Here is a 22091-nt window from a genome sequence, read left to right on the forward strand (position 1 = left end):
GGCGTCGTGTCGAAGATCATCGAGTGATCGGACGGGAGCCCCAGGGCTCCCACCCGATATCGCGACAGGCCCGCCCCCAAAGGGGCGGGCTTTTTTCTGAAGAGTCCTTTAGTCTTCTTCGACTCCGTCTATGCCTACTTCTGGCATCAGCCGGTTGCGGATGTCTGTCAGAACCTCGCCTTGATACAGCCATTGGTCCCAACCTCGGGCACTTGACCATTCACGACCCTCCAGTTCGCGTATCAGAACCTTGGTCAAGGCAGACAAGGATATCTGGTCATCATCATACGTGACGTGGCGATCGTCGAAGACCGTGCATGTCACTGTTCGATCGCGCCGGTATTCCAATATGGAACCAGGAGGAATGCGCAGCATTGAGAACCGACTGCTTTCTCGGCGCTTCCGACCAGCCTGCACCGCCTGCTTTTCAGCTTCATTATTCAGCGCGACAACAGCATACTGCTGTGCGAGGATAGTTATTTCTTCGATTTCTGCTAGTCGGAGGGCAGCCCGTGCCTGTTCGGGTGAGACGCGGAAGAACTCTTTCTTCAGGAGGCGGCGGTCCTCGAATGCTTGATGCATGAGGATTTCCGTTCGGTTCATGTCCCTCACTCTGGCTGCATAGAATACATCAAAGGGAGCAGGAACACCGGACTGGCGGCTTAGTTCTGAAAGACGGCGGCGCAGATCATTGGTTCGACCAATCTTAACGATCCCCGGCATCGCCTCATTGACAAGAACATAGACGATTTCTGTCTCGCTCAAGAGAACTGATGCAGGGGGCGCTAGTTGCGAAGTGACCATTGAAAATCTCTCAAAGCTAGTCTCGTGAAGCTGAACCATGAAACTTATCTCGTTATAGGGATAGATCTACTGCTTAATTATGCCTCGTTCCCCGATGCTCTAATTTTGCTCGCTGGAAAGGACCATGACCCACGACTGCCTGTTCTGCCGCATCGCCCGGCATGAGCTTCCCGCTCATGTCGTCCATGAGGACGACGAGATCATGGCCTTCCTCGACCTCCATCCGATCCGCCCCGGCCATACTCTGGTCATTCCCAAGGCACATCACGTCTGGTTTGAGGACATTCCCGGCCCTCTCGCCGCCCGGGTCATGGACTGCAGCCAGATCCTCGCGCGCCGGATGAAGCGGCTTTACGGGGTCGAGCGGGTCGCCATGTTCTTCACCGGCATCCATGTTCCGCACGCCCATGCCCATGTCGTGCCGATGCACGAGGTCCATGACGTGACCTCGCAGGCCTACCTGGGCGAGGGGTTCGCGGGCTTTTCGCCCCCGCCGCCACTGCCGCAGGACCGTATGGCCGCGATCGCGCGAGAGTTGTCGCAGGACTGAAGTCGCCCCCTTGCCACGGAACCGGGCAGCCCCCCCAAGGCTTGGACCTGCGCCGCGACAAGGAATGAGGACGGCCATGTTCAGCTGGTTCGAGCGGCGCCTCGACCCCTATCCGCAGGACCCGCCCAGGATGCCGCCGCGCGGGCTGGTGGCCTTCGTGCTGCATTACTCGCGCGGGGCGTTGCCTTGGCTCGTGCTGGTGGCCGCGACCTCGGCCCTGATCGCCATCGGCGAGGTCGTGCTGTTCGGCTATCTGGGCGAACTGGTGAACCGGCTGGCCGACACGCCGCCCTCGGAGTTCTGGGCGCTGGAAGGCGAGAGGGCTGTCTGGATGGCGGTTCTGCTGCTGGCGGTGCTGCCGGCGCTGAACATCCTCAGCGCGCTGGTGATGCACCAGACGCTGCTGGGCAATTTTCCCCAGCGCATCCGCTGGCAGGCGCACCGCTATCTGCTGCGCCAGTCGCTGGGCTATTTCCAAGACGAGTTCGCAGGCCGGATCGCCACCAAGCTGATGCAGACGGCGCTCGCCGTCCGCGAGGTGGCGATGAAGGTCATGGACGTGGCCGTCTATGTCGCTGTCTATTTCGCGGGGGCGCTGGCGCTGGCAGCCTCGCAGGACTGGCGGCTCGCGCTGCCCTTCGCGGCTTGGGGGCTGGGCTATGGGATCCTGCTGTGGGTGCTGATCCCCCGCTTGGGCCGCGCGGCCGAGGCGCAGGCGGGCGCGCGGGCCGAGATGACGGGCCGGATCGTCGATGCCTATACCAACATCGCCACGGTCAAGCTGTTCAGCCATTCCGCGCGCGAGGAAGCCTTCGCCCGCGAATCGATGGACAGTTTCCTGGGCACCGTCCACCGGCAGATGCGGCTGGCCGCCGCGCAGGACATCACGCTGAACCTGCTGAACGCGGCGCTTGTCGGGTCGTCGGCGGCCTTGGGGCTTTGGTTGTGGACGACCGGGACGGTTCCGGTGGGCGCAGTTGCCGTCGCGGTGCCCCTGGCCATGCGGCTCAATACCATGAGCCACTGGATCATGTGGGAATTCGCGGCGCTGTTCGAGAACATCGGCACCGTGCGGGACGGCATCGGCAGCCTGGCCCTGCCGCGCATGGTGGTGGATGCGCCGGGCGCCATGCCCCTGGCCGTGACGCAGGGCGCCGTCCGTTTCGAGAACGTGACCTTCCGCTATGACGCGGATCCCTCGGAACGGCCGCTGGCCGTGCTGGACGGCCTGACGCTGGACATCCGGCCGGGCGAGCGGATCGGCCTCGTCGGCCGCTCGGGCGCGGGGAAGTCCACGCTCATCAACCTGCTGCTGCGCTTCCATGACGTCGAATCGGGGCGCATCCTGATCGACGGGCAGGACATCTCGCAGGTCACGCAGGACAGCCTGCGGGCCGCCATTGGCGTGGTGACGCAGGATTCAAGCCTGCTGCACCGCTCGGTCCGCGACAATATCGCCTACGGCCGCCCGGATGCCTCGCCTGCGCAGATCGAGGCCGCGACGAGGATGGCCGAAGCCGCCGAGTTCATCCCGCGACTGGCTGACAACGAGGGACGTCGGGGCCTTGATGCCCATGCGGGCGAGCGGGGCGTGAAGCTGTCGGGCGGCCAGCGCCAGCGCATCGCCATCGCCCGCGTGGCGCTGAAGGACGCGCCGATCCTGATGCTGGACGAGGCGACGAGCGCGCTCGACAGCGAGGTCGAGGCCGCGATCCAGGCTCAACTCGAACGGCTGATGGCCGGCAAGACCGTGATCGCCATCGCGCACCGCCTGTCCACCATCGCCGCGATGGACCGGCTGGTGGTCATGGACCGGGGCCGGATCGTCGAGCAGGGCACCCATGCCGAGCTGCTGGCGGCGGGCGGGCTTTACGCCCGGCTCTGGGCGCGGCAGTCGGGCGGCTTTCTGGTCGCCGCGCCGGATATGGTCCCCGAGCCGCTTCAGGCATGAGCGCAGTTTCATCTTGCGCCACCGCCGATCCTGCCGTAATCCGGCGCTCGGCCTAGGGGTATAGCTCAGTTGGTAGAGCATCGGTCTCCAAAACCGAGGGTCGTGGGTTCGAGTCCCCCTGCCCCTGCCAGACCGCCCATCGAGGACGCCGCGCCATGTCGCTGACGGTCCATCTGGGGGCGCACAAGACCGCATCCACTCATCTGCAGCAGACGCTGCGCGGGCTGATCCCGAGGATGCTGGCTTCGGGCATCCATTATTCGGACGTCCAGCACTGGCGCGGCGGCGTGACCCGGCTGGGGGCCGCGCTGGGCGAGGGGCCTGACGCAGCCCGCCTGCGCGGGCGGCTGCGCCGGCGGCTGGACGTGACCTGCGCCACTTGGCCCGAGGTGATGATCTCGGAAGAGAACATCCTCGGCAGCCTGCGGCGCGAGGGGCTGATGGGCGAGGGTCACGTCATCTACCCGCAGGCACGGGCGCGGGTCGCGCGTCTGACCGGGATGCTGCGGCATCGCCCCGCCACGGTCCTTCTTGCCGTGCGAGAGCCCTGCGCCTTCCTGACCTCGGCCTTCGCCATGCAGGTGATGGGGGGCCACGAGCTGCTGGTGGCCGACTATCTGGACGGCTTCGACCCGGCCCGCCTGTCCTGGACACATCTGGCCGAACGCCTGCTGTCGGTCCGCGGCGTGGCACGACTGGTCATCTGGCCCTACGAGGATTACGGCGCCCTGCGTCCGCAGATCCTGGCGCAGATGCTCCCCGGGGCACTTGCAGCCGGGGCCGAGAACCCGCCGCCCGCGATCGTGGGTCTGTCGCAGCCCGCCTATGCCAAGGTGCTGGAACGGGCCTTGGGCCAGCCCGAGGCCGACCTGGCCCGGCTAGCGCGCGATGCCAAGGCGCGCCACCCACGCGGCCCGGGCGCCCCCGCGCCGGGGCTGATGGACCCCGAAACGGCCACCCGCTGCCGCGAGGCCTATGCCGCCGACCTTGAACGACTGGCGAGGCTCGAGCGCACGACGCTGCTGCGGCCCTGAGGCTGCCGGCTGCGGACACCCTGCCTTGGCCTCTGCTCCCACGGCAGAAAAGGGCCTTCATGGGGCCGAGACCCTCCGGTTGGCGGGTGCGGCATCGGGCGCCGCGGCTGCCGTGACGTGCCTGCGGCCTTGCCATCGCGGGGCCGGAGGCTTATCTGGGCCGCTGCAACGCAAGGGACTCCCATGACCAACCCCGCCCAGTTCATCAGCCAGGTCCGCGCCGAAGCCGCCAAGATCGTCTGGCCGGGCCGGCGCGAGGTCGTCACCACGACGATCATGGTCTTCGTCATGGCTGGCCTGTTCAGCCTGTTCTTCTTCCTGGTGGACCTACTGATCCGCTGGGGCGTGACGACAGTCCTGACCGCGGTCGGCTGACCGCGCTTGCAATCTGCGGCCCGGGCGGATATGTCCGGCCGACCTGCCCGGCGACCGGCGTGCATCGATTCGGTATGCGCGCCGTTTCAGTTTTCGGGCCCAAGCCGGCCCGCGCGGCCGCAGAGTTGAAGCAGGGGACGAGCAGTCGATGGCAAAGCGGTGGTATTCGGTCAGCGTCCTGTCCAACTTCGAGAAGAAGGTGGCCGAGGCGATCCGTCAGGCCGTGGCCGAGAAGGGCCTGGAAGACGAGATCGACGACGTGGTGGTGCCCACCGAGGAAGTGATCGAGATCCGGCGCGGCAAGAAGGTCACGTCGGAACGCCGCTTCATGCCCGGCTACGTGCTGGTCCACATGGACCTGTCGGACAAGACCTATCACCTGGTGAACTCGATCAACCGCGTCACCGGTTTCCTCGGCGCCCATGGCAAGCCCATGCCCATGCGCGACGACGAGGTGAACGCGATGCTGAACCGCTCGGGCCAGGGCGGGGCCGAGGTTGCGCCGCGCAACCTGATCCGCTTCGAGGTTGGCGAGAAGGTGAACGTGACCGACGGACCCTTCGAGGGCTTCTCGGGCATGGTGGAAGAGGTCGACGACGTGTCGAGCCGCATCAAGGTCACCGTCTCGATCTTCGGCCGGCCGACGCCGGTCGAACTGGAATTCACGCAGGTCTCCAAGACCTCGTGATGTGTGCGCGGGAGGCGCGGCCCCGACCGGGCGCCGCGCCGGACCGCTAAGTCGGCCCCGTGCCCAATTCCGGGTGGGGTGTGATGACAAGGAGAGGGCCCCATGGCCAAGAAAGTCGTCGGCAGCCTCAAGCTGCAAGTCAAGGCGGGGCAGGCGAACCCGTCCCCGCCCATCGGTCCGGCGCTGGGTCAGCGCGGGATCAACATCATGGAATTCTGCAAGGCGTTCAACGCCCGCACGCAGGAAATGGAAGCGGGCTCGCCCGTTCCGACCGTGATCACCTACTACGCGGACAAGTCGTTCACCTTCGAGACGAAGACCCCGCCCGCGTCCTTCCTGCTGAAGAAGGCCGCCGGCCTGAAGCCGGTGGGCAAGCGCAACCGCGCCAAGGGCTCGGAAAAGCCCGGCCGTGCGACCGCCGGCACCGTGACCGCCAAGCAGGTCCGCGAGATTGCCGAACTGAAGATGAAGGACCTGTCGGCCAACGACGTCGAGGCCGCGATGCAGATCGTCCTCGGCTCGGCCCGCTCCATCGGCATCGAAGTGAAGGGCTGATCGACATGGCAAAACTCGCAAAGAAGCAAGCCGCCGCCCGCGCCGCCTTCGAGGGCAAGGCGAACCTTGCCGTGGAAGAAGCCGTCACGCTGGTCAAGGCCAACGCCACGGCGAAGTTCGACGAAACGGTCGAGATCGCGATGAACCTGGGCGTCGATCCGCGCCACGCCGACCAGATGGTCCGCGGCGTCGTGACGCTGCCCAACGGCACCGGCAAGGACGTCCGCGTGGCGGTCTTCGCCCGTGGCCCGAAGGCCGAGGAAGCGAAAGCTGCCGGGGCCGACATCGTCGGCGCCGAGGACCTGATGGAAGCCATTCAGGGCGGCAAGATCGACTTTGATCGCTGCATCGCCACCCCGGACATGATGCCGCTGGTCGGCCGTCTGGGCAAGATCCTCGGCCCGCGCAACCTGATGCCGAACCCCAAGGTCGGCACCGTGACCATGGACGTGGCCGGCGCCGTCGGCAACGCCAAGGGCGGCGAGGTCCAGTTCAAGGCCGAGAAGGCGGGCGTGGTCCATGCCGGCGTCGGCAAGGCCTCGTTCGACACCGAGAAGCTCGCGCAGAACATCCGCGCCTTCGTGGACGCGGTGAACCGGGCGAAGCCCTCGGGTGCCAAGGGCACCTATGTGAAGAAGGTCTCGATCAGCTCGACCATGGGTCCGGGCGTGTCGCTGGACCTGACCTCGGCAACCCAGGGCTGAGCAGGCTATCTGGCATCTTGAGAGCGCCCCGGTCGAGTTGCCGGGGCGTTTTCGTGTCCGAGGACCTGCATGGTTCTTGTTTTCGCACGAAGCGCGCGATAACAACAGCGCTTCAGGTGCGGCTGCGATTCGCGGCTGCCCTGTTCCTGTCCGAGACGGAGGGCCGGTGCGTGAACGCCGCTAAGTCCTTCCCGAGATGGAAGTCGAGATTTTTCCGCAAAGGTTCCACCTTTGGGGCGCTCTCGGGTCCATCGCCCAAGGACCCGCCCCGGCCGCCCAGTGTGGCCGGGACAAGTGAGCCGGGGGGAAACCCCCAACGTGGAGTGAACCGTGGATAGAGCCCAAAAAGAACAGGTGGTCGAGGAACTCGGCCAGATCTTTGAAAGCTCTGGCGTCGTGGTGGTTGCCCGCTACGAGGGGATGACGGTTGCCGAGATGCAGACCCTGCGCGCGCAGATGCGCGACGCTGGGGGTGCTGTCCGCGTTGCCAAGAACAGGCTCGCCAAGATCGCCCTGGAAGGGAAGCCGGCGGCTTCGATCGCCGATTACCTGACGGGCATGACCGTGCTCGCCTTCTCCGAGGACCCTGTGGCTGCGGCCAAGGTCGCGGATGCCTATGCCAAGACGAATGACAAGTTCGTCATCCTTGGCGGGGCCATGGGCGAGAACGCTCTGGATCCGGCCGGTGTGAAATCCGTGGCCCAGATGCCGTCGCGCGAGGAGCTTATCGCTTCGATCGTGGCCTGCATCGGCGCCCCGGCTTCGAGCATCGCCGGCGCGATCGGCGCGCCTGCCAGCAACATCGCGGGCATCCTGTCCACGCTCGAAGAGCGTGAGGCTGCCTGAGGCAATCCCGTCCCGTCTGGCGGCCTGAAGCCCCGACGTTGGAACAACCTGACTGGAAAGAACGGAAAAATGGCTGATCTGAAGCAACTCGCTGAACAAATCGTCAACCTGACCCTGCTGCAGGCTCAGGAACTGAAGACGATCCTGAAGGACGAATACGGCATCGAGCCCGCCGCCGGTGGCGCGGTCATGATGGCTGGCCCGGCCGGTGGCGCCGCTGCCCCTGCCGAGGAAGAGAAGACCGAATTCGACGTCGTCCTGACCGACGCCGGCGCCAACAAGATCAACGTGATCAAGGAAGTGCGCGCGATCACCGGTCTGGGCCTGAAGGAAGCCAAGGACCTGGTCGAAGCCGGCGGCAAGGTCAAGGAAGGTGCGGCCAAGGCCGACGCCGAGGAAATGAAGAAGAAGCTCGAAGCGGCTGGCGCCAAGGTCGAGCTGAAGTAATTCGCGCCTCAGCGCGGATTGGAAGACAAGGGCAGGGTCCGGGGTTTCCTGGACCCTGCCGAACACGTCTTGAAGGATGTCTGGCGGCCCCATAGATGGGACGGACATCCTTCAGGGCGAGTTTGCGGTTCGGGAGTTGCGCGGTGGGACGCGCGGCACGAATGGAACCGCACCCCTGTTGTTCGCAAGCCGCCGGCCCGGGCCCCGACGAGCCGGCGCGCGATGACGAAAGGCGATAAACCTACATGGCGCAATCCTACGTCGGCCAGAAGCGCATCCGGCGCTATTACGGCAACATCCGCGAAGTCCTGGAAATGCCGAACCTCATCGAGGTCCAGAAGGCGTCCTACGACCTGTTCCTCAATTCGGGCGAGGGCGAGGGCCACCGGGACGGAGACGGCATCCAGGGCGTCTTCCAGTCGGTCTTCCCGATCAAGGACTTCAACGAGACCGCCACGCTCGAGTTCGTGAAATACGAACTGGAGAAGCCGAAATACGACGTGGACGAATGCCAGCAGCGCGACATGACCTATGCCGCGCCGCTGAAGGTCACGCTGCGCCTGATCGTGTTCGATGTCGACGAGAACTCGGGCACCCGCGCGGTGAAGGACATCAAGGAACAGGACGTCTACATGGGCGACATGCCGCTCATGACGCAGAACGGCACGTTCATCGTGAACGGGACCGAGCGGGTGGTCGTCAGCCAGATGCACCGTTCGCCCGGCGTGTTCTTCGACCATGACCGCGGCAAGACGCATTCCTCGGGCAAGCTGCTGTTTGCCTGCCGGATCATTCCTTATCGCGGCTCGTGGCTCGACTTCGAATTTGACGCCAAGGACCTGGTCTTCGCGCGCATCGACCGCCGCCGGAAGCTGCCGGTGACGACGCTGCTTTATGCGCTGGGGATGGACCAGGACGCGATCATGGGCGCGTTCTACGACACCGTGGACTACAAGCTGCAGAAGGCCTCGCGGGGGGCCGCCGGCCCCTGGGTCACGCGCTTCTTCCCGGAACGGATGCGCGGCACCCGTCCCAGCTTCGACCTGGTCAACGCCGACACCGGCGAGGTCATCACCAAGGCCGGTGACAAGGTCACGCCGCGTCTGGTCAAGAAGCTGATCGAATCGGGCGAAGCCACGAACCTGCTGGTTCCCTTCGAGCGGATCGTCGGCCGCTTCATCGCGCGCGACATCATCAACGAGGACACCGGCCTGATCTATGCCGAGGCGGGTGACGAGATCACCGCCGAATACAGCAAGGACGGCACCGAGCTGACCGGCGGCGTTCTCAAGGTGCTGCTGGACAACGGGATCACCGAGATCCCGGTGCTGGACATCGACCATGTCAACGTCGGCCCCTACATCCGCAACACGATGGCGGCCGACAAGAACATGAACCGCGACGGCGCGCTGATGGACATCTATCGCGTGATGCGTCCGGGCGAGCCGCCGACCGTCGAGGCGGCGAGCGCGCTGTTCAACAGCCTGTTCTTCGACTCCGAGCGTTATGACCTGTCCGCCGTGGGCCGGGTCAAGATGAACATGCGCCTGGATCTGGACGCGCCCGACACCCAGCGCACGCTGCGCCACGAGGACATCGTGGCCTGTATCCGGGGACTGGTCGAACTGCGCGACGGCAAGGGCGAGATCGACGACATCGACCACCTCGGCAACCGCCGGGTGCGTTCGGTCGGCGAGCTGATGGAGAACCAGTACCGCATCGGCCTGCTGCGGATGGAACGCGCGATCCGCGAGCGGATGTCGGGCGTCGAGATCGACACCGTCATGCCGCAGGACCTGATCAACGCGAAACCTGCCGCGGCCGCCGTGCGCGAGTTCTTCGGTTCGTCGCAGTTGTCGCAGTTCATGGACCAGACCAACCCGCTGTCCGAGGTGACGCACAAGCGTCGTCTTTCGGCGCTTGGGCCGGGCGGTCTGACGCGCGAGCGCGCGGGCTTCGAGGTGCGCGACGTCCATCCGACCCATTACGGCCGGATGTGCCCGATCGAGACGCCGGAAGGCCAGAACATCGGCCTCATCAACAGCCTCGCGACCTATGCCCGCGTGAACAAGTACGGCTTCATCGAGACCCCCTACCGCAAGGTGGTGGAGGGCAAGGTGACGGACGACGTGGTCTACATGTCGGCCACCGAGGAGATGCGCCACACCGTCGCCCAGGCCAACGCCGAGCTGGACGAGGACGGCAAGTTCGTCCAGGAGCTGGTCTCGACCCGTCAGGCGGGCGACTTCATGCTGAACCCGGTCGAGGCCGTCGATCTGATCGACGTCTCGCCCAAGCAGCTGGTGTCGGTCGCCGCGGCGCTGATCCCCTTCCTCGAAAACGACGACGCCAACCGCGCGCTGATGGGCTCGAACATGCAGCGTCAGGCGGTTCCGCTTCTGCGGGCCGAGGCGCCCTTCGTCGGCACCGGCATGGAAGCCACGGTCGCGCGTGACTCGGGCGCCGCCATCATGGCGCGCCGGGGTGGCGTGATCGACCAGGTGGACGCGAGCCGGATCGTTGTCCGGGCGACCGAGGATCTCGGCGCCGGCGACGCGGGCGTGGACATCTATCGCCTGCGCAAGTTCAAGCGCTCGAACCAGTCCTCGACCATCAACCAGCGTCCGCTGGTCAAGGTGGGCGACCGGGTGATGAAGAACCAGGTGATCGCGGACGGTCCCTCGACCGACCAGGGCGAGCTGGCCATCGGCCGGAACGTGATCGTCGCCTTCATGCCGTGGAACGGCTACAACTATGAAGACTCGATCCTGATTTCCGAGCGGATCCACCGCGACGACGTGTTCACCTCGATCCACATCGACGAATACGAAGTGGCGGCGCGCGACACCAAGCTGGGCCCGGAAGAGATCACGCGCGACATCCCCAACGTCGGCGAGGAAGCCCTGCGCAACCTCGACGAGGCGGGCATCGTCTATATCGGCGCGGAAGTGGGTCCGGGCGACATCCTCGTGGGCAAGATCACGCCCAAGGGTGAGTCTCCCATGACGCCCGAGGAAAAGCTGCTGCGCGCCATCTTCGGCGAAAAGGCGTCGGACGTGCGGGACACCTCGCTGCGCCTGCCGCCGGGGGCCTACGGCACCATCGTCGAGGTGCGGGTCTTCAACCGCCACGGCGTCGACAAGGACGAGCGCGCGCTGCAGATCGAGCGCGAGGAAGTCGAGCGTCTGGCGCGTGACCGCGACGACGAGATGGCGATCCTCGAGCGCAACATCTACGCGCGCCTGCGTTCGCTGATCCTCGGCCAGACCGCGGTGAAGGGGCCGAAGGGCGTCCGCGCCAACTCGGAGATCACCGAGGACCTGCTGGGCCAGCTCTCGCGCGGCCAGTGGTTCCAGCTGGCGGTCGCCGACGAGGACACCGCCCGCGAGGTCGAGGCGCTTCAGGACCAGTTCAATGTCCAGAAGAAGGCGCTGGAAAACCGCTTCGAGGACAAGGTCGAGAAGGTCCGCCAGGGCGACGACCTGCCCCCCGGCGTGATGAAGATGGTCAAGGTGTTCGTCGCCGTGAAGCGCAAGCTTCAGGCCGGCGACAAGATGGCCGGTCGTCACGGCAACAAGGGCGTCGTGTCCAAGGTGGTCCCGATGGAGGACATGCCGTTCCTCGCGGATGGCACCCCCGTCGACCTGGTCCTGAACCCGCTGGGCGTGCCGTCGCGCATGAACGTGGGCCAGATCCTCGAAACCCACATGGGCTGGGCCGCGCGCGGCCTGGGGCTCAAGATCGACGAGGCGCTGCAGGAGTACCGGCGCAACGGCGACATGACCCCCGTCCGTGAGGCGATGCGCATCGGTTACGGCGACGACACCTATGAGGCCGAGTTCGGCGACATGGGCGACGACGACCTGGTCGAGCGTGCCGAGCAGGTGAAGGGCGGCGTGCCGGTGGCGACCCCCGTCTTCGATGGCGCCAAGGAGGCTGACGTCAACGACGCGCTGACGCGGGCGGGCTTCGACACCTCGGGGCAGTCGATCGTCTTCGACGGCCGCACGGGCGAGCAGTTCGCGCGTCCCGTGACCGTGGGCGTCAAGTATGTCCTGAAGCTGCACCACCTTGTCGACGACAAGATGCATGCCCGCTCGACCGGTCCCTACAGCCTGGTCACCCAGCAGCCGCTGGGCGGCAAGGCCCAGTTCGGCGGCCAGCGCCTTGGCGAGATGGAGGTCTGGGCTCTGGAAGCCTACGGCGCCGCCTACACCCTGCAGGAGATGCTGACGGTGAAGTCGGACGACGTGGCGGGCCGGACCAAGGTCTACGAGTCGATCGTCAAGGGCGAGGACAACTTCGAGGCCGGCGTGCCGGAATCGTTCAACGTGCTGGTCAAGGAGGTCCGGGGTCTGGGCCTCAACATGGAACTCCTGGATGCGGAGGACGGGGAATAACGCTGCGCGTAATCACGCACCCTGCTGACGGCAGGGTGCGTGGCCCCCACGCACCTTCCCCCATCCGCGCCACTCACAAGGTATTCAGATGAACCAGGAACTCTCCACCAATCCCTTCAACCCGATCGCCCCGGCGCGGCAGTTCGACGAGATCCGCATCTCGCTGGCCTCGCCCGAGGAGATCCTCGCCTGGTCCTTCGGCGAGGTGAAGAAGCCCGAAACCATCAACTACCGCACGTTCAAGCCCGAACGCGACGGCCTGTTCTGCGCCCGCATCTTCGGGCCGATCAAGGACTACGAGTGCCTGTGCGGCAAGTACAAGCGCATGAAGTATCGCGGCCTCGTCTGCGAGAAATGCGGCGTGGAAGTCACGCTGCAGAAGGTGCGCCGCGAACGCATGGGCCATATCGAGCTGGCCGCCCCGGTCGCCCATATCTGGTTCCTCAAGTCGCTCCCGTCCCGGATCGGCCTGATGCTGGACATGACGCTGCGCGACCTGGAACGCATCCTCTACTTTGAAAACTACGTCGTCATCGAGCCGGGTCTGACGGACCTCACCTACGGTCAGCTGCTGACCGAGGAAGAGTTCATGGACGCGCAGGACCAGTATGGCGTGGACGCCTTCACCGCCAACATCGGCGCGGAAGCGATCCGCGAAATGCTGTCGGCGATCGACCTGCAGGCCACGGCCGACCAGCTTCGTGACGAGCTGAAGGAAGCCACGGGCGAGCTGAAGCCGAAGAAGATCATCAAGCGGCTGAAGATCGTTGAATCCTTCCTCGAATCGGGCAACCGTCCCGAGTGGATGGTCATGACCGTGATCCCGGTCATCCCGCCGGAACTGCGCCCGCTGGTTCCGCTGGACGGCGGCCGCTTCGCCACGTCCGACCTGAACGACCTCTACCGCCGGGTCATCAACCGCAACAACCGCCTCAAGCGGCTGATCGAGCTGCGCGCGCCCGACATCATCGTCCGCAACGAAAAGCGGATGCTGCAGGAATCTGTGGACGCGCTGTTCGACAACGGCCGCCGCGGCCGCGTCATCACCGGCAACAATAAGCGCCCGCTGAAGTCGCTGTCGGACATGCTGAAGGGCAAGCAGGGCCGATTCCGCCAGAACCTGCTGGGCAAGCGCGTCGACTTCTCGGGCCGCTCGGTCATCGTGACCGGCCCCGAACTCAAGCTGCACCAGTGCGGGCTGCCGAAGAAGATGGCGCTCGAGCTGTTCAAGCCCTTCATCTATTCCAAGCTGCAGGCGCAGGGCTATTCGACGACCGTCAAGCAGTCGAAGAAGCTGGTCGAAAAGGAACGCCCCGAGGTCTGGGACATCCTGGACGAGGTGATCCGCGAGCATCCGGTGCTGCTGAACCGCGCGCCGACGCTGCACCGCCTGGGCATCCAGGCCTTCGAACCCATCCTGATCGAAGGCAAGGCGATCCAGCTGCACCCGCTGGTCTGCTCGGCCTTCAACGCCGACTTCGACGGCGACCAGATGGCCGTGCACGTTCCGCTTTCGCTGGAAGCCCAGCTGGAAGCGCGCGTCCTGATGATGTCCACGAACAACGTGCTGTCGCCCGCCAACGGCGCGCCGATCATCGTGCCGTCGCAGGACATGGTGCTTGGCCTCTACTACACCACCATGCAGCGTGACGGCATGGTGGGCGAGGGCATGGCCTTCGGCTCGGTCGAGGAAGTGGAACACGCGCTGGCCGCCGGGGCCGTGCATCTGCATTCGAAGATCACCTGCCGCCTGCCGCAGATCGACGAGGACGGCAACGAGGTCATCAAGCGCTTCGAGACGACGCCCGGCCGGGTCCGTCTGGGCGCGCTGCTGCCCAAGAACGCCAAGGCCCCGTTCGAACTGGTGAACCGCCTGCTGCGCAAGAAGGACGTCCAAAACGTCATCGACACCGTCTACCGCTACTGCGGCCAGAAGGAATCGGTGATCTTCTGCGACCAGATCATGGGCATGGGCTTCCGCGAGGCCTTCCGCGCCGGCATCTCCTTCGGCAAGGACGACATGGTGGTCCCGGACTCCAAGTGGGACATCGTCGGCGAAGTCCAGGAGCAGGTGAAGGAGTTCGAGCAGCAGTATCTCGACGGCCTGATCACCCAGGGCGAGAAGTACAACAAGGTCGTGGACGCCTGGTCGAAGTGCAACGACCGCGTGACCGAGGCCATGATGTCCACCATCTCGGCCAAGCACCAGGACGAGAACGGCGCCGAGATGGAGCCGAACTCGGTCTACATGATGGCTCACTCGGGCGCCCGGGGCTCGGTTTCCCAGATGAAGCAGCTGGGGGGCATGCGCGGCCTCATGGCCAAGCCGTCGGGCGAGATCATCGAGACGCCAATCATCTCGAACTTCAAGGAAGGCCTGACCGTTCTTGAATACTTCAACTCGACCCACGGCGCCCGGAAGGGCCTGTCGGACACCGCGCTGAAGACGGCGAACTCGGGCTACCTGACCCGCCGCCTGGTGGACGTGGCGCAGGACTGCATCATCCGCGAGCATGACTGCGGCACCGAGCGCGCGATCACGGCCTCGGCCGCGGTCAACGACGGCGAGGTCATCTCGCCGCTCAGCGAGCGCATTCTGGGCCGCGTCGCGGCCGAGGACCTGCTGGTGCCCGGCACGGACGAGGTGCTGATCCGCCGCAACGAGCTGATCGACGAACGCAAGGCCGACGCCATCGAGGCGGCGGGCGTGCAGAACGTCCGCATCCGCTCGGCGCTGACCTGCGAGGCCGAGGACGGCGTCTGCGCGCTGTGCTACGGGCGCGACCTGGCCCGCGGCACGCTGGTCAACATCGGTGAGGCTGTCGGCATCATCGCCGCGCAGTCGATCGGCGAACCCGGCACGCAGCTGACGATGCGGACCTTCCACATCGGCGGCATCGCGCAGGGCGGCCAGCAGTCCTTCATCGCGGCGAACCAGGAAGGCACCGTCCGCTTCGAGAACGAGGCCGTGCTGGAGAACGCGAATGGCGAGTTGATCGTCATGAGCCGCTCGATGCAGCTGCACGTGATGAACGACCAGGACACCGCGCTGGCCAGCCACAAGCTGTTCTACGGCTCGAAGCTGATGGTGCGGGACGGCGACGCGGTGACGCGGGGCCAGAAGCTGTTCGAATGGGACCCCTACACCCTGCCGATCATCGCCGAGCAGGGCGGGACCGCGCGCTTTGTCGACCTTCTCTCGGGCCTGTCGGTCCGCGAGGACACCGACGACGCCACCGGCATGACCCAGAAGATCGTGACGGACTGGCGGTCGGCGCCGAAAGGCAACGACCTCAAGCCCGAGATCATCATCATGGGCGAGGATGGCGAGCCGGTCCGCAACGAGGCGGGCAACCCGGTCAGCTATCCGATGTCGGTCGATGCGGTTCTGTCGATCGAGGACGGCCAGGAGGTCAAGGCGGGCGACGTCATCGCGCGGATCCCGCGCGAAGGCGCGCGCACCAAGGACATCACCGGGGGTCTGCCCCGCGTGGCCGAACTGTTCGAGGCGCGCCGTCCCAAGGACCACGCGATCATCGCCGAGATCGACGGCACGGTGAAGTTCGGCAAGGACTACAAGAACAAGCGCCGGATCATCGTTCAGCCGTCACAGGAAGGGCTCGAGCCCGTCGAATACATGGTGCCGAAAGGCAAGCACATCCCGGTGCAGGAAGGCGACTTCGTGCAGAAGGGTGACTACATCATGGACGGGAACCCGGCGCCGCACGACATCCTGCGGATCATGGGGATTGAGGCGCTGGCCGACTACCTCATCGACGAGGTGCAGGACGTCTATCGGCTGCAGGGCGTGAAGATCAACGACAAGCACATCGAGGTGATCGTCCGCCAGATGCTGCAGAAGATCGAGATCCTCGACTCGGGCGACACGACTCTGCTGAAGGGCGAGCACGTGGACCGCGACGAGTTCGACGAGGAGAACGCCAAGATCGAGGCCCGTGGTGGCCGTCCGGCACAGGGCGAACCCGTGCTGCTGGGCATCACCAAGGCTTCGCTGCAGACGCGCTCGTTCATCTCGGCGGCGTCGTTCCAGGAAACGACCCGCGTGCTGACCGAGGCGGCCGTCCAGGGCAAGCGCGACCGCCTGGTCGGGCTGAAGGAAAACGTCATCGTCGGCCGGCTGATTCCGGCCGGTACCGGCGGGGCCACCTCGCGGATCAAGCGTATCGCCGAGGACCGCGATGCCGAGGTCATCGAGGCGCGTCGCGCCGAGGCCGAGGCGGCTGCCGCCTTGGCCGCGCCCGAGCCCCGGGACGCCGACATCGACACGGTCATCACCTCGCCCGAGGAATGATCGCGTCCTGACCCCACGGAAAGGGCCCGGCACCACGCCGGGCCCTTTTTCATTCCGGCCCCGGCTGGCTGCGCCTGCGCCCTTCTTCGCTCGGGGATGAACGGGGCAGGGGCCGCCATATCCTCAATGCTTCGCTGTGGCCTGGCAGCCTCACCCACAGGTCCGGGGTGACGATCCGCCCCCCTTGCATTCCCTTGCCGAAGCCCTAAGCCGGATTGGTCTGCCTCAGGACGGTTTTCCCATGCGAACCCCCCTTCTGTCGGTGAACCGGCGCGTCCGGCCCGCTTCCGAGCCACGGCCGCGGACCCGGCACGGCGACAACATGCTGGCGGCGGGGATCATGGTCCTGTCCATGGCGTCCTTCGTGGTCAACGACACCGCCATCAAGATGGTCACGCAGACCCTGCCCCTGTCCGAGGCGATCGCCCTGCGCGGGCTTGTCGTCACGGCTCTGCTCTGGGCGATCGCGCAGCGCGACGGTGGCGTCCTCTGGTGGCCGGCGGCCCCGCGCGATCGCTTCATGCTGGCGCTGCGGACGGTGGCCGAGGTCTCCTCGACCCTGCTCTACCTGCTCGCGCTGCAGTTCATGTCCATCGGAGAGCTGTCCGCCATCATGCAGGCCCTGCCGCTGGCGGTGATGCTGGCCGCGGCGCTGGTCTTTCGCGAAAGGCTGGGCTGGCGCAGGCTGTCCGCCGTGGGCGTGGGCTTCCTGGGCGTGCTGCTGATCCTGCGGCCCGGAACGGGGGCCTTTGACGCGGCGGCGGTGCTGGCGCTGGCCTCGGTGCTGCTGATCGTCGTGCGCGATCTCGCCAGCCGCAGCTTCACTCCCGCCGTCCGATCCAGCACCATTGCCTTCTATGCGGCCCTGTCGGTGATGCTGGCCGCGCCCCTGGTGGGCGGCCTGGGCGACTGGCGCTGGCCCACGTTGGATGAACTGATGGGCCTCGGGATCTCGACCGCCTTCCTCGCCATCGGCTACCTGAGTGCCGTGGCCGTGATGCGCGTGGGCGAGGTGGGCTTCGTTTCGCCCTTCCGCTACACCTCGCTGATCTTCGCCTTCCTGCTGGACCTCGCGATCTTCGGCCTCTGGCCGGCGGGCTGGACCTGGGCGGGTGCCGCGCTGGTGGTGGGCGCGGGCCTTTATTCCATCTGGCGCGAAGGGCGCCTGCGCGAAGGCGGGCCGTGATGCGCGCCCAGCTTCTGGGCCTCTGCCGCTTCTCCTATCTGGGCGGGCGCGGCTTCCAGGTCCGCCACGCCTCGATCGAGGACCGCCGCGCCTTCCTTTACGACCCCGCGCGGCTGGCCCGCCGCTGGGACTGGTTCGAGGCGGTGACGCTGCCCGCCCTGACCCGGCAGACCGATCCCGATTACACCCTCGTCCTCATGACCGGCCCCGACCTGCCGCAGCCATGGCTCGGCCGGTTGCGCGAGATCGCGGCCGCCCATCCCCAGATCCGGCTGGAACTGGTGCCCCCGATGGAACATCACCGCGCCGCCTGTGCCCGCGCGATTCATCCCCATGTGGACGCCACGGCCGAGTGGGTGGGGCAGTTCAAGCATGACGATGACGACGCCGTGGCCTTCGACTTCGTGGCCCGCGTCCGGCGCGACCTGCGGCTGCTGGGGCCGATGCTGCGTCGGGACGGACGGGCCTATTGCGACTATACCAGGGGCGTGATCCTGAAGGCGACCGAGGCGGGGGTCGAGGCGCTGCCGCGCCATGTCCATGCGACCGGCGTCGCGCTGGTCATCTGGCAGCGCCCCGATGCGCGCGAGACCTGCATCGACTTCGAGCACTGGAAGATCGGCAGCTACATGAACGGCATCGCCCTGAACGACCGGCCCATGTTCCTGCGGGCGGTCCATCACGACAACGACTCGGGCGCGCTGGGACCGAACTTCCCCTGGGCCGATCCCCCGGCCGACCTGGGGGCGCTGATCGGGCGGCGCTTCGGCGTGGACCTTCCGGCGCTGGACCGGGCCGCGTGGGCGGCGGCGCTGCCGGGGGCGGACCGGCCGAAATGGGGACGCTGAAACCCTCGCATCATTGACATCTGCGAACGAATCCGCATATACGCCCGGCACCCGGCGCGAAAGCGGACGGGAACCCCAGAACCATAACGGTCACGATCCGGGCCAGCCCCTGATCCTCTGGAAATCTTCCCGTCCAGCCCGACACCGGGTTCGGATGGGTTTGGCGTTTCGCGATGGGCGCGAAAGGCTGTCGAGAAGTGGCGCACCAAGCCCGGGTGCGAGTATCGCAAAGCAAGACGGGGAACCGAATGCCGACGATCCAACAGCTGATCCGCAATCCGCGGCAGCCCAAGGTGCAGCGATCCAAGTCGCAGCACCTGCAGGGAAACCCTCAGAAGCGCGGCGTCTGCACGCGCGTCTACACCACCACGCCGAAGAAGCCGAACTCGGCCATGCGGAAGGTCGCCAAGGTGCGCCTGACCAATGGCTTCGAGGTCATCAGCTACATCCCCGGTGAAAAGCACAACCTCCAGGAACACAGCGTCGTGCTGATCCGCGGCGGCCGGGTCAAAGACCTTCCCGGTGTGCGTTACCACATCCTGCGCGGTGTCCTGGATACCCAGGGCGTCAAAGATCGTCGTCAGCGTCGTTCGAAATACGGCGCCAAGCGTCCGAAGTGAGGTTCTGAGCCATGTCCCGTCGTCACGCAGCTGAGAAGCGCGAAGTCCTGCCCGACGCCAAGTATGGCGATCGCGTGCTGACCAAATTCATGAACAACCTGATGGTTGACGGCAAGAAGTCCGTCGCCGAGAAGATCGTCTACAACGCGCTTGACCGCGTTCAGGGCCGTCTCAAGCGCGAGCCGATCGAGGTCTTCCACGAGGCCCTCGACAACGTGAAGCCGTCCGTCGAGGTGCGTTCGCGCCGCGTCGGTGGTGCCACCTACCAGGTGCCGGTCGAAGTCCGCCCCATCCGCCGCGAGGCGCTGGGGATCCGCTGGCTGATCGACGCCGCCAAGAAGCGCAACGAGAACACCATGGAAGAGCGGCTCGCCGGCGAGCTGGCCGACGCGGTGAACAACCGCGGCACCGCGGTGAAGAAGCGCGAAGACACCCACAAGATGGCCGACGCCAACAAGGCGTTCAGCCACTATCGCTGGTAAGGACCGCGCATCATGGCACGCGTTTACGCTCTCGACCACTACCGCAACTTCGGCATCATGGCCCACATCGATGCCGGCAAGACCACCACGACCGAGCGGATCCTGTTCTACACCGGCAAGAACCACAAGATGGGCGAGACGCACGAAGGTGCGTCCACCATGGACTGGATGGAGCAGGAGCAGGAACGCGGGATCACCATCACCTCGGCCGCGACCACGACCTTCTGGCAGCGCCAGGAAGATCCGACGACCGAAGGCACCGCCGAGACCAAGTACCGCTTCAACATCATCGACACCCCCGGCCACGTGGACTTCACCATCGAGGTCGAGCGTTCGCTGGCGGTTCTGGACGGCGCCATCTGCCTTCTGGACGCCAACGCGGGCGTCGAGCCCCAGACGGAAACCGTCTGGCGCCAGGCTGACCGCTACAAGGTTCCGCGGATCGTGTTCGTCAACAAGATGGACAAGATCGGCGCCGACTTCTTCAACTGCGTCCAGATGATCAAGGACCGCACCGGCGGCACCCCCTGCCCGATCGCCCTGCCGATCGGCGCCGAGGACAAGCTGGAAGGCATCGTCGACCTGATCAAGATGGAAGAATGGATCTGGAAGGGCGAAGACCTCGGCGCGAGCTGGGTCCGTCAGCCGATCCGTGACGAACTGAAGGACGTCGCCGACGAATGGCGCGGCAAGATGATCGAACTCGCCGTCGAACAGGACGACGAGGCGATGGAAGCCTACCTGGAAGGCAACGAGCCCGACGAGGCGACGCTGCGCAGCCTGATCCGCAAGGGCACGCTGAGCCTCGCGTTCTTCCCCGTCACCGCGGGTTCGGCCTTCAAGAACAAGGGCGTCCAGCCGCTGCTGAACTCGGTCATCGACTTCCTGCCGGCCCCGACCGATGTCCCGGCGCTGATGGGCTTTGCCCCCGACGACGAGACGGAAGAGCGCAACATCGCCCGCAAGGCCGATGATGCCGAGCCCTTCTCGGCACTGGCGTTCAAGATCATGAACGACCCCTTCGTCGGCTCGCTGACCTTCACGCGCATCTACTCGGGCACCCTGAAGAAGGGCGACTCGATGCTGAACTCGACCAAGGGCAAGCGCGAGCGCGTCGGCCGGATGATGATGATGCACGCGATCAACCGCGAGGAGATCGAAGAGGCGTTCGCCGGTGACATCATCGCGCTGGCGGGTCTGAAGGACACCACCACGGGCGACACGCTGTGCGACCCGAACAAGCCGGTGGTTCTGGAAACCATGACCTTCCCCGAGCCGGTCATCGAGATCGCGGTGGAACCGAAGTCGAAGGCCGACCAGGAGAAGATGGGCCTTGCCCTTCAGCGCCTGTCCGCCGAGGACCCGTCCTTCCGCGTCGAGACCGATCTTGAGTCGGGCCAGACCATCATGAAGGGCATGGGCGAACTTCACCTCGACATCCTGGTCGACCGCATGAAGCGGGAGTTCAAGGTCGAGGCCAACATCGGTGCCCCGCAGGTAGCCTATCGCGAGACCATCTCGCAGCCGGCGGAAATCGACTACACGCACAAGAAGCAGACCGGTGGCACGGGCCAGTTCGCCCGCGTCAAGCTGCAGATCAACCCCACCGAGCCGGGCGAGGGCTACTCGTTCGAATCGAAGATCGTGGGTGGTGCGGTGCCGAAGGAATACGTCCCCGGCGTCGAGAAGGGCATCAAGTCGGTCATGGACTCCGGTCCGCTGGCGGGCTTCCCGGTCATCGACTTCAAGGTCGCGCTGATCGACGGCGCCTTCCACGACGTCGACTCGTCGGTCCTGGCCTTCGAGATCGCGTCCCGTGCGGCGATGCGCGAAGGCCTGCGCAAGGCCGGCGCCAAGCTGCTCGAGCCGATCATGAAGGTCGAGGTGGTCACGCCCGAGGAATACACGGGTTCGATCATCGGCGACCTGACCAGCCGTCGCGGCATGGTGCGTGGTCAGGATAGCCGCGGCAACGCCAACGTCATCGACGCGATGGTGCCGCTGGCCAACATGTTCGGCTACATCAACAACCTCCGCTCGATGTCCTCGGGCCGCGCGGTGTTCACGATGCAGTTCGACCATTACGAGGCCGTGCCGCAGAACATCTCGGACGAGATCCAGAAGAAATACGCCTGATGCTCCGGGCGGGGTGAAAGCCCCGCCCGCCTTCACCCGAGATTCAAGGAGAGCTTTGCGATGGCAAAGGCAAAATTCGAACGGACGAAACCGCACGTCAACATCGGGACGATCGGTCACGTTGACCACGGCAAGACGACGCTGACGGCGGCG

At 65.8% G+C, this 22091-nt stretch carries 18 protein-coding genes and 1 tRNA gene; 18 read left to right on the forward strand and 1 reads right to left on the reverse strand.

The annotated features are described in order from the left end of the window. Positions 1 to 108: 108 nt before the first annotated feature. Positions 109 to 765, reverse strand: a complete 657-nt coding sequence (locus tag BLQ03_RS16130) for a GIY-YIG nuclease family protein (protein ID WP_175558919.1) — start codon at positions 763 to 765, stop codon at positions 109 to 111. Between the two features lie 163 nt (positions 766 to 928). Here BLQ03_RS16130 and BLQ03_RS16135 point away from each other — a divergent pair, with 163 nt between their 5' ends. The 18 genes from BLQ03_RS16135 to BLQ03_RS16220 form a co-directional block, all read left to right on the forward strand. After that, complete coding sequence (locus tag BLQ03_RS16135) at positions 929 to 1354, forward strand: HIT family protein (protein WP_090757349.1); 426 nt, start codon at positions 929 to 931, stop codon at positions 1352 to 1354. 76 nt (positions 1355 to 1430) lie between these two features. Beyond that, positions 1431 to 3305, forward strand: a complete 1875-nt coding sequence (locus BLQ03_RS16140; RefSeq protein WP_090757350.1) for an ABC transporter ATP-binding protein — start codon at positions 1431 to 1433, stop codon at positions 3303 to 3305. Between the two features lie 54 nt (positions 3306 to 3359). Beyond that, positions 3360 to 3435 (forward strand) — tRNA-Trp (locus BLQ03_RS16145). Positions 3436 to 3460: 25 nt separating this feature from the next. Continuing rightward, positions 3461 to 4339: a hypothetical protein gene (locus tag BLQ03_RS16150; RefSeq protein WP_090757351.1), complete on the forward strand. Its 879-nt coding sequence runs from the start codon at positions 3461 to 3463 to the stop codon at positions 4337 to 4339. A 183-nt stretch (positions 4340 to 4522) separates the two neighbouring features. Continuing rightward, positions 4523 to 4714: a preprotein translocase subunit SecE gene (gene secE / locus BLQ03_RS16155; RefSeq protein ID WP_090757352.1), complete on the forward strand. Its 192-nt coding sequence runs from the start codon at positions 4523 to 4525 to the stop codon at positions 4712 to 4714. A 148-nt stretch (positions 4715 to 4862) separates the two neighbouring features. Further along, positions 4863 to 5402: a transcription termination/antitermination protein NusG gene (nusG, locus tag BLQ03_RS16160; RefSeq protein WP_090757353.1), complete on the forward strand. Its 540-nt coding sequence runs from the start codon at positions 4863 to 4865 to the stop codon at positions 5400 to 5402. Positions 5403 to 5504: 102 nt separating this feature from the next. Then, on the forward strand, positions 5505 to 5957 hold the full coding sequence (gene rplK / locus BLQ03_RS16165) for a 50S ribosomal protein L11 (RefSeq protein WP_090757354.1): 453 nt from the start codon (positions 5505 to 5507) through the stop codon (positions 5955 to 5957). Positions 5958 to 5962: 5 nt separating this feature from the next. Beyond that, positions 5963 to 6661, forward strand: a complete 699-nt coding sequence (gene rplA / locus BLQ03_RS16170; RefSeq protein ID WP_090757355.1) for a 50S ribosomal protein L1 — start codon at positions 5963 to 5965, stop codon at positions 6659 to 6661. Between the two features lie 330 nt (positions 6662 to 6991). Beyond that, positions 6992 to 7507 (forward strand): 50S ribosomal protein L10, encoded by a 516-nt coding sequence (rplJ, locus tag BLQ03_RS16175; RefSeq protein WP_090757356.1) that lies wholly within the window; start codon positions 6992 to 6994, stop codon positions 7505 to 7507. 69 nt (positions 7508 to 7576) lie between these two features. Beyond that, positions 7577 to 7954, forward strand: coding sequence for a 50S ribosomal protein L7/L12 (gene rplL, locus BLQ03_RS16180; RefSeq protein WP_090757357.1), 378 nt, complete (start codon positions 7577 to 7579; stop codon positions 7952 to 7954). 245 nt (positions 7955 to 8199) lie between these two features. Continuing rightward, entirely contained in the window at positions 8200 to 12354 is a 4155-nt protein-coding gene (gene rpoB, locus BLQ03_RS16185) for a DNA-directed RNA polymerase subunit beta (protein ID WP_090757358.1), read from the forward strand. An 88-nt stretch (positions 12355 to 12442) separates the two neighbouring features. Next, positions 12443 to 16666, forward strand: coding sequence for a DNA-directed RNA polymerase subunit beta' (rpoC, locus tag BLQ03_RS16190; protein ID WP_090757359.1), 4224 nt, complete (start codon positions 12443 to 12445; stop codon positions 16664 to 16666). A 241-nt stretch (positions 16667 to 16907) separates the two neighbouring features. Then, a complete protein-coding gene (locus tag BLQ03_RS16195) occupies positions 16908 to 17852 on the forward strand; it encodes a DMT family transporter (RefSeq protein WP_090757360.1) in 945 nt (314 codons plus the stop codon). Next, positions 17852 to 18700 carry a glycosyltransferase gene (locus BLQ03_RS16200; protein ID WP_090757361.1) on the forward strand — a complete coding sequence of 283 codons (849 nt, stop codon included), beginning with the start codon at positions 17852 to 17854 and terminating at the stop codon, positions 18698 to 18700. The genes BLQ03_RS16195 and BLQ03_RS16200 overlap by 1 nt, the downstream gene beginning before the upstream one ends. 248 nt (positions 18701 to 18948) lie before the next feature. Continuing rightward, complete coding sequence (gene rpsL, locus BLQ03_RS16205; RefSeq protein ID WP_036707536.1) at positions 18949 to 19320, forward strand: 30S ribosomal protein S12; 372 nt, start codon at positions 18949 to 18951, stop codon at positions 19318 to 19320. Positions 19321 to 19331: 11 nt separating this feature from the next. Continuing rightward, positions 19332 to 19802: a 30S ribosomal protein S7 gene (rpsG, locus tag BLQ03_RS16210; protein WP_036703027.1), complete on the forward strand. Its 471-nt coding sequence runs from the start codon at positions 19332 to 19334 to the stop codon at positions 19800 to 19802. 12 nt (positions 19803 to 19814) lie between these two features. After that, positions 19815 to 21938, forward strand: a complete 2124-nt coding sequence (gene fusA / locus BLQ03_RS16215; RefSeq protein ID WP_090757362.1) for an elongation factor G — start codon at positions 19815 to 19817, stop codon at positions 21936 to 21938. A gap of 60 nt (positions 21939 to 21998) precedes the next feature. After that, on the forward strand, positions 21999 to 22091 hold a 93-nt coding region (locus BLQ03_RS16220), incomplete at its 3' end, for a GTP-binding protein (protein WP_023878051.1).

The sequence above is a fragment of the Paracoccus chinensis genome, from assembly GCF_900102885.1.
In the GTDB taxonomy this organism is placed as follows: domain Bacteria; phylum Pseudomonadota; class Alphaproteobacteria; order Rhodobacterales; family Rhodobacteraceae; genus Paracoccus; species Paracoccus chinensis.